The following is an 11,172-nucleotide window of genomic DNA, read 5'->3' on the forward strand; positions in this document are numbered from 1 at the left end:
GCACCCTCCTATGATCTGAACGTCTCGCTGAGCGAGATTATCGCCGAACGAGAGGACGGACGCGATGCCGCACGCCCGAACCACCGCCGGCACCTACGCCGCGGCGTACGAAGAGCTCCTCGCCACCTGGCCCGCCCCCACCACCGCCTCGGAACTCCGCACGCCCCACGGCACCACCCACGTCCTCCACCACGGCCCCCCGGACGGCCCGCCGGTCCTCCTCCTGCCCGGCGGCGGGTCCACCGCCTGCTCCTGGCGCACGACGGCCGCCGCACTCGGCGCGACGCACCGGGTCCACGCCGTCGACCTCGTCGGCGGACCGGGCCGCAGCCGGGCGGACGGCAGCCCGATCCGTACCGCCGCCGACCTCACGGCCTGGCTGGACGCCCTGCTCGACGGCCTCGGACTGGCGTCGGCGTCGCTCTGCGGCCACTCGTACGGCGGATGGATCGCGCTCCGGTACGCCCTGGCGGCCCCCGACCGGACCGACCGCCTCGTCCTCCTCGACCCGACCGGCTGCTTCGCCGGCTTCAGCCCCGGCTACCTCCTGCACGCCCTGCCCGTACTGCTGCGCCCGACGGCCGCGCGCATGGACGCCCTCCTGTCCTGGGAGACCGGCGGGTCCGCGGCCGACCCGGCGGTACGGCGCCTCGACACCCTGGCCGCGGAACTGCCCCGGCCCCGCCCGGTCACCGGCCCCCGCCCCACCCGCGCCGAACTGGCCGCCCTGCGACCCCCCACACTGCTGCTCACGGCGGGGAGGAGCCGCGCCCACGACGCGGCCCGGATCACCGCGACGGCCCGCGCGACCGTCCCCGGCATCGCGACGGAAACCCTGCCGGAAGCGACCCACCACACCCTCCCGACGGACCTGCCCCCCACGGCACTGTCGGCGATCACGAGCTTCCTGACAGCCTGAAGCCGACGGGACAGGGGTCCGACGAGCCGACGAGCCGACAGGTCAGGGGCCCGGTGAGACATCGACTCGGCGGGACATCGACTCAGCGGGACAGCGCGTCCCGCACGGCCTCCTCGCTCCGGCCGACGACCGCCGTGCCGTCCTCCGCCGTGATGATGGGCCGCTGGATCAGCTCGGGGTGCGCGGAGAGCGCCTCGATCCACCGCTCCCGGTCGTCCTCGTCCCGGGGCCACTCCTTGACCCCGAGCTCCTCGGCGATGTCCTCCCCGGTCCGGGTGATGTCCCAGGGTTCGAGCCCGAGCCGCTTGAGGACGCCGCGGATCTCCTCCGGCGAGGGCACGTCCTCCAGATACCGCCGCACGGTGTAGTCGGCGCCCTCCGCGTCGAGGAGCGTGAGGGCGCTGCGGCACTTGGAACAGGCGGGATTGATCCAGATCTCCATGCCCCACACGGTACCCGCACGGGTACCCCCCAAGCCCCCCTCCACCACCCCCCAAACCCCACCTGGCCAGGGGCGATTGTCAGTGGGGGTCTCTAAAATAGGGGGTGAAGGTGAGGGTCCCGGGGAGGGCCCGCACCCCACCGTTCGCCAGGAGGTAGCCCATGGCTCTCGCCGTGATCCGGACGCCGTCCCTCGAACCCTGGAAGCCGCTCCAGAAGAAGCCGCTCCCCGCGGGCCGCCCCCGCGAGTGGTACGTGACCCACAACCGCCGCCTGAAGGCCATGCGCCTCGCGATCGCCCTCCTCGACGCCGGCGTCTACGTCCCGTCGAAGGCCACGGACGCGACGATACGCAGGACGGCCGAGCAGATCGGCATCCACCCGCCCTCCGACACCACCTGCCGTATGGTCCGGTCCATGATCCGCTACGGCCGCTGACACCGCGGGGGCGCTGCCCGGCCCGGGCCGGACAGCGCCGTCGGCGGATCCCGTCCGCTACCAGGCCACCGGCAGCCGTTCGGGGAGCCGCTTCATGAAGTTGGTGCGCCACACCAGCTGCTCGACCGGCACCGCGAGCCGCAGCCCCGGCAGCCGGTCGAGGAGCGTCTCCAGGGCGATCTCGGCATGCCGCTTGCCGAGCGCCGTCGCCGGGCAGTAGTGCCGCCCGCCGCCGAAGGAGAGGTGTTCGGCGGCGTTCTCCCGGTCCGGCCGGAAGGCCAGCGGGTCCGGGAAGCGCTCCGGATCGTGGTTCGCGGCCTCCACGAGCACCAGGACGAGCTCACCGGCCCGCACGTCGACCCCGCCGAGCCGCACGTCCTCCAGGGCGACCCGCGGCAGCCCGTCGCCGATCGACAGGTTCACCCGCAGCAGCTCGTCCATCGCCCCCGCGACCCGGCCGCCACCGCCGTTCAGCGCCTCCCGCACGTCCGGCCGGGTCAGCACCGACACCAGCGCCATCGTCAGGAACCCGGCGGTGGAGATCACCCCGGCCCCGAACAGCGTCACGCCCACCGTCGCCAGCATCTCGTCCGTCAGATGCGCGTAGTCGGGATCCTCGCGCAGCGCCGCGAGCTCCGCCATCAGCCCGCCGGTCGCCGGATCGTCGAGCCGCTCCGTCATGTACGCGATGTCCCGGTCCCAGTTCAGCCGGGCCGCCTCGATCTCCCGCGGCGCGTTCATGAAGGCCACGTCCAGACTGCGCAGCAGCCGCGGCCCGTCCTCCTCCGGGATGCCCAGCATCCGGCAGTGCAGCCCCGCCGAGTACGGATCGGCGTAGGCGCCCCGCAGCTCCCCGGGAGCCCCCTCGGCGACCAGCGCGTCCACCAGGGCCCCGGCCCGCGCCCGCAGCCACTCCTCCAGGCCGGGCGCCTTCGGGTTGATCGCCTTCATCACGGCCTTGCGCAGCCCGGCCCCGGTGATGTTGCCCATGTTGTTCACCACGTGCGGTGGGATCGTCAGCGCGTACTGCCGCGGCGCCCCCGGCGCCGAGGTGTCCTTCAGGCTGAACCTCGGGTCCTCCAGGACCTGTCTGCACAGCTCGTACGAGGAGACCAGCCAGGCCCCGGCCCCGGCGATCGTGCGGACCCTCCGCACCGGCTCGGCGCGCAGCGCGCCGATCTCGGCGGGCAGCCGGGTCCCGTCCCAGTCGAAGGGGAAGGCGGGCAGGGCCTCGACGGCGACGCTCATCACAGGGCTCCTTCGACGTTCTCGTCGGTGGTCTCGACGGGCGTGAGAATGCCGTGGCCCTGGTTGCGCGAGGCCCGGAGCCCGGACCCCCGCCCGTACAGCAGGTCGGCCAGCGGCAGTGCCTGGTGGTAGCAGTTGAGCGAGGACGGCACCCCGAGGATCGCGGGCGTGTCCAGGAACAGCGGCACCTCGGCGCAGATGTACGCCCGGCACACCTCCCGCTGCCGCTCGTCGGTCCGCTGCCCCGGCGCCAGCTTCCCGGCCAGGAAGATCCCGGTCAGCGCGTCGCAGGTCTCCCGCACCACCGGGTCCGCCGCCACCGCGTCGAGCACCGTGCGGTGCAGCTCCCGGTACGCCGGGACCTCCCCGAACTCCGACATCCCGCGGGCCCGTACCCGCACCCCCGCGGGATCGGCCTCCGCCACGGCCGCCCCGACCTTCGCCCGCACCCCCCGCAGGTTCTTGACGGCCTTCCGCCGCGCCTCGTCGGCCCCGTACCCCAGCGCCTCGTACATGTCGGCGACATGCAGATCGGTGTAGACGAGATCGACCTGATCGAAATGCTCCAAGCCCCAGCGCGTCAGCTCGCGCAGCCGCTGGGCCGTGAAGTAACTGTTCCCCGGGGAGACGCCGATGACCACGTGCGCGCCCTCGTCGGCGATGACGCGGCAGTGATCGGTGTACGGCTGGAGTCGGAGCGTCTCGGCAGGGGCGAAAGCCGCCTGAGTCACGTAGGCAGTCCTCATCGCGCCAGCTAGTCCCAGCGGAGCCCTGTGCTCCGGGTGTGGCGGCAGCGACGACGACACGCTATCGACCGGTCGCGGAGCGTGAACCCTCTACTCGTGGGTACGTACGAGAGTTCGTCAGTTGTTCGCCCTCCTGTGATCTTGGCCGGAAAGCGGCGAGGCCCGCCGCCCCCTCGGAAGGGGGACGACGGGCCTCGCCGGGCAGCCTCGGCCTAGAGGTCGAAGTACAGCTCGAACTCGTGCGGGTGCGGGCGGAGCTGGATCGGGGCGATCTCGTTGGTGCGCTTGTAGTCGATCCAGGTCTCGATCAGGTCGGAGGTGAAGACGCCGCCGGCCTGGAGGTACTCGTTGTCGGCCTCGAGGGCCTTGAGGACGGCCTCCAGGTTGGTCGGGACCTGCTGGACGTTGGCGTGCTCTTCGGGGGCGAGCTCGTAGAGGTCCTTGTCGATCGGCTCGGCCGGCTCGATCTTGTTCTTGATGCCGTCGAGGCCCGCGAGGAGCAGGGCGGAGAAGGCGAGGTACGGGTTCGAGGACGGGTCCGGCGCGCGGAACTCGACGCGCTTGGCCTTCGGGTTCGAGCCCGTGATCGGGATGCGCATGGCGGCGGAGCGGTTGCGCTGCGAGTACACCATGTTGACCGGGGCCTCGAAGCCCGGGACGAGGCGGTGGTACGAGTTCACCGTCGGGTTGGTGAAGGCGAGCAGCGACGGGGCGTGCTTGAGGATGCCGCCGATGTAGTAGCGGGCGGTGTCCGAGAGGCCCGCGTAGCCCGTCTCGTCGTAGAAGAGCGGCTCGCCGTTCGACCAGAGCGACTGGTGGACGTGCATGCCCGAGCCGTTGTCGCCGAAGATCGGCTTCGGCATGAAGGTCGCGGTCTTGCCGTTCCGCCAGGCGACGTTCTTGATGATGTACTTGAACAGCATCAGGTCGTCGGCCGAGGCCAGCAGCGTGTTGAACTTGTAGTTGATCTCGGCCTGGCCGGCGGTGCCGACCTCGTGGTGCTGGCGCTCGACCTGGAGGCCGACGTTCTCCAGCTCCAGGGACATCTCCGAGCGCAGGTCGGCGAAGTGGTCGACCGGCGGGGCCGGGAAGTAGCCGCCCTTGTAGCGGACCTTGTAGCCGCGGTTGTTCTCCTCCGCACCGGTGTTCCAGGCGCCGGCCTCGGAGTCGATGTGGTAGAAGCCCTGGTTCGCGGAGGTCTCGAAGCGGACCGAGTCGAAGACGTAGAACTCGGCCTCGGGGCCGAAGTAGGCGGTGTCGGCGATGCCGGTGGAGGCGAGGTACGCCTCGGCCTTCTTCGCGATGTTCCGCGGGTCGCGGCTGTAGGCCTCGCCCGTGATCGGGTCGTGGATGAAGAAGTTGATGTTCAGCGTCTTGTCGCGGCGGAAGGGGTCCACGCGCGCGGTCGACAGGTCGGCGCGGAGCGCCATGTCGGACTCGTGGATGGCCTGGAAGCCGCGGATCGACGAGCCGTCGAAGGCGAGCTCCTCCGACGGGTCGAAGGCCGTCGCCGGGATCGTGAAGTGCTGCATCACACCCGGAAGGTCGCAGAACCGGACGTCGACCATCTTGACGTCGTTGTCCTTGATGAACTTCTGGACCTCGTCGGCGTTCTGGAACCCGTTGTTCTGGGACATCCCACTCCTCCTACTCCCGGCCCGGGGAGGGGCGGGGTCTCTGCAGCGGTCGTGCGGCCAGTGCGGTGGCACACGGTGGACCCGACCATAGGCAGACGGGATTTCTCAAGCGTGACCCAATTGTTTCGTCGAAGTTAACCGGGCCGGGTGCTGTTCCGGTGCCCCGGAGCCGTACTCCGACCCGGGCCGAACTGATCAAAAACGGGCGCAGTACCGTGGTCGGGTGGACAACAGGCAAGCACTCGGATCTTGGCTCTCCGGCCCCCGCGCGGCGGCCGAGGACGCAGGCGTCGACTTCGGCTACCGCGGTGAGCAGCTCGGTCTGCCCGAGGAGGGCCCCGGCTCGATCGCCCGTCCCGGGCGGCGCCTGGGCGCCCTCGCGGTCGACTGGGCCCTCTGCATGCTGATCGCATACGGCCTGATCACCGACGGCTACAACCAGGCGACGGGCAACTGGGCCCTGGTCATCCTGTTCGTCCTCGGCGTGCTGACGGTCGGCACCGTCGGCTCGACGCCCGGCAAGCGGATCTTCGGTCTGCGCGTCGTCTCCGCGAACGGCGGCCGCCTCGGTCCGTTCCGGGTGGCGCTCCGCTCCCTGCTCGTCTGCCTGGCCATCCCGGCCCTCATCTGGGACCGCGACGGCCGCGGCCTCCACGACCGCCTCTCCGGCGCCGTCCAGGTCCGCATCTGAATCGGCGATGCGAAGACGAGGAAGGCCCCGGACCGCACGGTCCGGGGCCTTTCTGTCAGGTCGGGTGTCAGCGCATCTTGCCGCCGCGCGGCATCCGCATGCCCTTCGGCATCGGACCCTTCGGCAGCGGCATGTTGCTCATGAGGTCGCCCATCGCCCGCAGTCGGTCGTTGGCCGCGGTCACCTGCGGGCCGGTGAGCACGCGCGGCATCTTGAGCATGGTCGTACGGATCTTCTTCAGCGGCACCTGGCCCTCGCCGTCGCCGACGATGATGTCGTGCACCGGCACGTCCACCACGACGCGGTTCATCCGCTTCTTCTCGGCCGCGAGCAGGGCCTTGACCCGGTTCGGGTTGCCCTCGGCCACCAGGACGATGCCGGCCCGGCCTACGGCGCGGTGCACGACGTCCTGGTTGCGGTTCATCGCGACCGCGGGGGTCGTCGTCCAGCCGCGCCCGACGTTCTGCAGGACCGCCGCGGCCGCGCCCGGCTGGCCCTCCATCTGCCCGAAGGCAGCGCGCTCGGCGCGTCGCCCGAAGACGATGGCCGCCGCCAGGAGCGCCAGGACGAAGCCCAGGATGCCCAGGTAGACCGGATGGCCGATGAGGAAGCCGATCGCGAGGAGGACACCGAGTACGCCGATGCCCACGCCCGCGACGACCAGACCGACCTTCGGGTCCGCCTTCCGGGTCATCTGGTACGTGAGGGCGATCTGCTTCAGTCGCCCGGGGTTCGCAGCGTCAGCGCTGCCCGTGTTTGCCTTCCTCGCCATGTCCTGAAGTTTACGTGGCCCGGGAAGCCCGGCCCGACGCGACCTCCATCACGTGCTGGGCCTCCACCCGGTCCTTGGCCCGGCGGCGGTCCTCCAGGACGGAGTTCCAGGCGTTGCGCCGGGCGGTGCGCTGGCCGGCGCCCAGGAGCAGGGCCTCCACGGCCTTCAGGGCGTCGGTGACGGACGGGATCGCGGTGACGCGGACGTGCGTCGATGCGGCCGGCATGTCGGGGTCCTCCCTCGATTGCGGGTGAGACGAGGTGGGGGGTGCGAGCGGTGGTGGCGGTGAGTGAAACCAGGCTCACAGATCGGTGTTACCAGGGCGTGACCCGGCGGTCAAACACTGGTGAAACGTTGATGCGGCCATGTGGAGGACGGGGCGGACGCGGACGCGGCCCGGGCGCCCCCGCTGAGCTGCGGGAGCGCCCGGGCCGCGCCGGATCCGGCCACTACCAGCCGGTAACTACTTGTGCGCCGATTCACACGGCCACGGGGCGGGCTCAGACGGCCTGCGTCGCGTTGTCGACCGCACCGCGCTTCTCGATCGCCTGCTGGTACAGACGGCCCGCGCGGTACGAGGACCGGACCAGCGGGCCCGACATCACGCCGGAGAAGCCGATCTCGTCGGCCTCCTCCTTCAGCTCCACGAACTCCTGCGGCTTCACCCAGCGCTCCACGGGGTGGTGCCGGACGGAGGGGCGCAGGTACTGCGTGATCGTGATGAGCTCGCAGCCCGCGTCGTGCAGCTGCTGGAGCGCCTCGCTGATCTCCTCGCGGGTCTCGCCCATGCCGAGGATCAGGTTCGACTTCGTGACCAGACCGTAGTCGCGGGCCTGGGTGATGACGTCCAGGGAGCGCTCGTACCGGAAGCCCGGACGGATCCGCTTGAAGATCCGCGGGACGGTCTCGACGTTGTGCGCGAAGACCTCGGGGCGGGAGTCGAAGACCTCCTTGAGGAGCTCCGGCACCGCGTTGAAGTCGGGGGCGAGCAGCTCGACCTTGGTGCGGCCGTCGGCGCGGTCCGCCGTCTGCTGGTGGATCTGGCGCACGGTCTCCGCGTACAGCCAGGCGCCGCCGTCCTCCAGGTCGTCGCGCGCGACGCCCGTGATCGTGGCGTAGTTCAGGTCCATCGTGACGACCGACTCGCCCACGCGGCGCGGCTCGTCACGGTCGAGGGCCTCGGGCTTGCCCGTGTCGATCTGGCAGAAGTCGCAGCGCCGGGTGCACTGGTCGCCGCCGATGAGGAAGGTCGCCTCGCGGTCCTCCCAGCACTCGAAGATGTTGGGACAGCCCGCCTCCTGGCAGACCGTGTGCAGGCCCTCGCTCTTCACGAGGCCCTGCATCTTCGTGTACTCCGGACCCATCTTCGCGCGGGTCTTGATCCACTCGGGCTTGCGCTCGATGGGGGTCTGGGCGTTCCGGACCTCCAGGCGCAGCATCTTGCGTCCGTCGGGGGCGACTGCGGACACATCGGCTCCTGTAGCTTCGATTCTTCGGCGCACACCAGGGTACGCCCGTTGCTTCCATGCCTTGCTCTACGCGTGGCCAACCCGTGGCCACGGCTCGGCATTCCTCAGGCCGAGGCCCGTACCGCCTGGTCCGCGCCTTCGTGCTCGATCTCCCGCGGCTTCAGCTCCGCGTTCTCCAGGACGTCCCGCAGGTGCTTCTCCACGACCGGGAGCACCTCCTCGATCGTGAGGTCCCGGCCCAGCTCGTTCGCGAGCGAGGCCACGCCCGCGTCGCGGATGCCACACGGGATGATCCGGTCGAACCAGGTGTTGTCCGGGTTCACGTTCAGGGCGAAGCCGTGCATGGTGACGCCCTTGGCGACCCGGATGCCGATGGCGGCGAGCTTCCGGTCCTCGCGGCGCTGGCCGGCGTTGGACGGGGCGTACTCCGGGCCGTTCAGGCGCGGGTCGAACTCCTCGTCGGTCAGCCGGGGGTCGAAGTCGAGGGAGAGCCCGCCGAGCGAGGGGCGCTGCTCGATCGGGTCGCCGAGGACCCAGACCCCGCTGCGTCCCTCGATCCGGGTCGTGGCCACGCCGAACTCGGCGGCCGTGCGGATCAGGGCCTCCTCCAGGCGGCGCACGTGCGCGACGACGTCCACCGGGCGGGGCAGCTTCATGATCGGGTAGCCGACCAGCTGGCCGGGGCCGTGCCAGGTGATCTTGCCGCCGCGGTCCACGTCCACCACCGGAGTCCCGTCCAGCGGCCGCTCGCTCTCCTGCGTGCGCCGGCCGGCCGTGTAGACCGGCGGGTGCTCGAGGAGCAGACAGGTGTCGTCGATCTCGTCGGCGAACCGCGCGGCGTGCACCTCGCGCTGCTTGTCCCACGCCACCTGGTACTCGACGGCTTCCTCGCCGAACCCAAGGCGGACGAATCGCAGCTCACTCACGGCCATGCCTCCTCCTGGGTGCCGGGATCCGGAAACCGGGGATCATCCCGGGCCGGCTCGGCACCATGCGTCATTCGCGCCCATGCCACTGTACGGCGGCGGCGGGGACGCCCCTCCGGCAGGTGGACGGGGGCGCCTACGTCAGCGATGCCATCAATCCTCACACGATCGGATGAATGTGGGGCGAAGGTGGCGGTACGGGCCGTGGGGACCGCTAAATTCGCGCCGTTCCATGAGGGTCCGACGGGGCTGCCGTCCGGGCCCGGAAGGCAGGAGACCGCACAGCTGATGACGGAACGACCACCGCAGCGCATCCCGAACCGCCAGCTCGCCGCGCTCATCGCCGAAGCCGGGTTCTCCAACGCGGGGCTCGCCAGACGGGTCGACCAGCTCGGACTGGAACACGGGCTCGACCTGCGGTACGACAAGACCTCCGTGACCCGCTGGCTCCGCGGGCAGCAGCCGCGCGGCACCACCCCCGCCCTCATCGCCGAGGTCTTCACCCGCCGCCTCGGCCGCCGGCTCTCCGCCCAGGACCTCGGCCTCGACGCCTGCGCGCCCGTCTACGCCGGCCTGGAGTTCGCCGCCACCCCCGAGGAGGCCGTCGACATCGTCAGCGGCCTGTGGCGCAAGGACTCCGGCAGCCACGCCGAACTCCGCAAGATCGCCTTCACCCCGGCCGGCCTCGTCGTCCCCAGCCGCGACTGGCTCATCGGCCGCGCCGACGACCGGGTCGCCCGCGGCGAACCGGCGCCCACCGCGTCCCGCGCCTCCACGCCCCCGCAGGACCCCCGGGTCCCGTCCCAGGGCCGCTTCTCCGTACCCCGCCAGCGCGGTACGGACGGGGGGCCGGGCCAGCGGGTCTCCAGCGGCGACATCGCCGCCCTCCGCTCCGTCGGCGAGCTCTTCCGCACCCTCGACCACGCCTACGGCGGCGGGCACGCCCGGCAGGCCCTCGTCCGCTATCTGGAGCACGAGGCCGAGCCGATGCTGCGCGGCACGTACGGGGAGAGCACCGGGCGCCGCCTCTTCGCGGCGGCCGCCGACCTCACCCGGCTCGCCGGCTGGACCTCGTACGACATCGCCGCCCACGGACTCGCCCAGCGGTACTTCGTCCAGGCGCTGCGCCTCGCCCAGGCCGCCGGGGACCGGGCGTACGGCTCGTACGTGCTCCTCACCATGAGCTGCCAGGCCGTCTACCTCGGCCACGGGCGCGAGGCCGTGCAGCTCGCCCGGGTCGCCCAGCAGGGCGTCGGGCCCGCCGCGCCCCCCGTCGTCCAGGCGATGCTGCACGCCGTCGAGGCGCGGGGCCACGCGGTCCTCGGCGAGGCGCGGGCCTGCAGCGCCTCCCTGGTCCGCGCGGAACGGGCCCTGGAGGCGGCCCGGCCCGGGGACGAGGTCCCCTACTGGGCCCGCCACTTCGACGAGGCCCAGCTCGCCGACGAGCTCGGCCACTGCCACCGGGACCTCCAGCAGTACCGCCCCGCCGCCCAGCACGCCGAACGCGCCCTCCAGCTCGGCGCCCCCGGCTTCGCCCGCAGCCGCCTCTTCTGCCGCGTCGTCCTCGCCACCTCCCGGCTCGCCCTCGGCGAACTGGAGCAGGCGTGCGCACTGGGCGCGGAGGCCGCCCAGCAGGCCTCCGAGATGCGGTCGGCGCGGGCCGTCGAGTACGTCCGCGACTTCGAACGCCGCCTGGAGCCGTACCGCGACGCGGCGGCGGCGCGCACGTACCGCGACCGCGTGGCGGCGATCGGCTGACGCGCCCCCGTGGGGGGGGGGGGGGGCGGGGGGGGGCGCCCCCCCCCCCCGGGCGGGGGGCGGGCCCGCGCCCCCCCCCCCGCGGCGGGGGGGGGGGGCGGCGCCCCGGCGGGGGGGGCGGGCGGGG

General features: G+C 72.0%; 12 protein-coding genes. 4 read left to right on the plus strand and 8 right to left on the minus strand.

Going from position 1 to position 11,172, the window contains the following annotated elements:
* Positions 1-64 precede the first annotated feature (64 nt).
* The gene (locus tag ACFYUS_RS34015; protein ID WP_388861125.1) at positions 65-919 is read left to right on the plus strand and encodes an alpha/beta fold hydrolase; all 855 of its coding nucleotides are present in this window, start codon (positions 65-67) and stop codon (positions 917-919) included.
* 82 nt (positions 920-1,001) lie between these two features.
* Here the strand turns inward: ACFYUS_RS34015 and ACFYUS_RS34020 are convergent, their stop codons facing one another.
* On the minus strand, positions 1,002-1,361 hold the full coding sequence (locus ACFYUS_RS34020; RefSeq protein WP_388861128.1) for an arsenate reductase family protein: 360 nt from the start codon (positions 1,359-1,361) through the stop codon (positions 1,002-1,004).
* Positions 1,362-1,522: 161 nt separating this feature from the next.
* On the opposite strand from ACFYUS_RS34020, the gene ACFYUS_RS34025 reads away from it, so the two are divergent.
* On the plus strand, positions 1,523-1,798 hold the full coding sequence (locus ACFYUS_RS34025; RefSeq protein ID WP_388861131.1) for a hypothetical protein: 276 nt from the start codon (positions 1,523-1,525) through the stop codon (positions 1,796-1,798).
* A gap of 57 nt (positions 1,799-1,855) precedes the next feature.
* Here ACFYUS_RS34025 and ACFYUS_RS34030 read toward each other — a convergent pair whose 3' ends face one another.
* From ACFYUS_RS34030 to glnA, 3 genes are all read right to left on the minus strand, one after another.
* Positions 1,856-3,046 (minus strand): cytochrome P450, encoded by a 1,191-nt coding sequence (locus tag ACFYUS_RS34030; protein ID WP_388861134.1) that lies wholly within the window; start codon positions 3,044-3,046, stop codon positions 1,856-1,858.
* Positions 3,046-3,777 (minus strand): tRNA-dependent cyclodipeptide synthase, encoded by a 732-nt coding sequence (locus ACFYUS_RS34035; protein WP_388861137.1) that lies wholly within the window; start codon positions 3,775-3,777, stop codon positions 3,046-3,048. Before ACFYUS_RS34035 ends, ACFYUS_RS34030 begins: the two co-directional genes overlap by 1 nt.
* A gap of 227 nt (positions 3,778-4,004) precedes the next feature.
* The gene (glnA, locus tag ACFYUS_RS34040; protein ID WP_388861140.1) at positions 4,005-5,429 is read right to left on the minus strand and encodes a type I glutamate--ammonia ligase; all 1,425 of its coding nucleotides are present in this window, start codon (positions 5,427-5,429) and stop codon (positions 4,005-4,007) included.
* 223 nt (positions 5,430-5,652) lie between these two features.
* Here glnA and ACFYUS_RS34045 point away from each other — a divergent pair, with 223 nt between their 5' ends.
* On the plus strand, positions 5,653-6,120 hold the full coding sequence (locus tag ACFYUS_RS34045) for an RDD family protein (protein WP_388861143.1): 468 nt from the start codon (positions 5,653-5,655) through the stop codon (positions 6,118-6,120).
* A 67-nt stretch (positions 6,121-6,187) separates the two neighbouring features.
* Here ACFYUS_RS34045 and ACFYUS_RS34050 read toward each other — a convergent pair whose 3' ends face one another.
* From ACFYUS_RS34050 to lipB, 4 genes are all read right to left on the minus strand, one after another.
* The gene (locus ACFYUS_RS34050; protein WP_388861146.1) at positions 6,188-6,892 is read right to left on the minus strand and encodes a DUF4191 domain-containing protein; all 705 of its coding nucleotides are present in this window, start codon (positions 6,890-6,892) and stop codon (positions 6,188-6,190) included.
* A gap of 10 nt (positions 6,893-6,902) precedes the next feature.
* Positions 6,903-7,118, minus strand: coding sequence for a hypothetical protein (locus tag ACFYUS_RS34055; RefSeq protein ID WP_041128875.1), 216 nt, complete (start codon positions 7,116-7,118; stop codon positions 6,903-6,905).
* Between the two features lie 274 nt (positions 7,119-7,392).
* Positions 7,393-8,361, minus strand: a complete 969-nt coding sequence (gene lipA / locus ACFYUS_RS34060) for a lipoyl synthase (protein ID WP_041128874.1) — start codon at positions 8,359-8,361, stop codon at positions 7,393-7,395.
* Between the two features lie 104 nt (positions 8,362-8,465).
* Entirely contained in the window at positions 8,466-9,287 is an 822-nt protein-coding gene (gene lipB / locus ACFYUS_RS34065) for a lipoyl(octanoyl) transferase LipB (RefSeq protein WP_388861149.1), read from the minus strand.
* Between the two features lie 288 nt (positions 9,288-9,575).
* Here lipB and ACFYUS_RS34070 point away from each other — a divergent pair, with 288 nt between their 5' ends.
* The gene (locus ACFYUS_RS34070; protein ID WP_388861152.1) at positions 9,576-11,045 is read left to right on the plus strand and encodes a regulator; all 1,470 of its coding nucleotides are present in this window, start codon (positions 9,576-9,578) and stop codon (positions 11,043-11,045) included.
* Positions 11,046-11,172 lie beyond the last annotated feature (127 nt).

This window comes from Streptomyces sp. NPDC004284, from assembly GCF_042874035.1.
Taxonomy (GTDB): Bacteria; Actinomycetota; Actinomycetes; order Streptomycetales; family Streptomycetaceae; genus Streptomyces.

Bases quoted from the DNA above. Each gene is read 5' to 3' on its own strand.
- ACFYUS_RS34015 (WP_388861125.1), top strand. From the start codon at position 65: ATGCCGCACGCCCGAACCACCGCCGGCACCTACGCCGCGGCGTACGAA.
- ACFYUS_RS34020 (WP_388861128.1), bottom strand. From the start codon at position 1,361: ATGGAGATCTGGATCAATCCCGCCTGTTCCAAGTGCCGCAGCGCCCTC.
- ACFYUS_RS34025 (WP_388861131.1), top strand. From the start codon at position 1,523: ATGGCTCTCGCCGTGATCCGGACGCCGTCCCTCGAACCCTGGAAGCCG.
- ACFYUS_RS34030 (WP_388861134.1), bottom strand. From the start codon at position 3,046: ATGAGCGTCGCCGTCGAGGCCCTGCCCGCCTTCCCCTTCGACTGGGAC.
- glnA (WP_388861140.1), bottom strand. From the start codon at position 5,429: ATGTCCCAGAACAACGGGTTCCAGAACGCCGACGAGGTCCAGAAGTTC.
- ACFYUS_RS34050 (WP_388861146.1), bottom strand. From the start codon at position 6,892: ATGGCGAGGAAGGCAAACACGGGCAGCGCTGACGCTGCGAACCCCGGG.
- ACFYUS_RS34055 (WP_041128875.1), bottom strand. From the start codon at position 7,118: ATGCCGGCCGCATCGACGCACGTCCGCGTCACCGCGATCCCGTCCGTC.
- ACFYUS_RS34070 (WP_388861152.1), top strand. From the start codon at position 9,576: ATGACGGAACGACCACCGCAGCGCATCCCGAACCGCCAGCTCGCCGCG.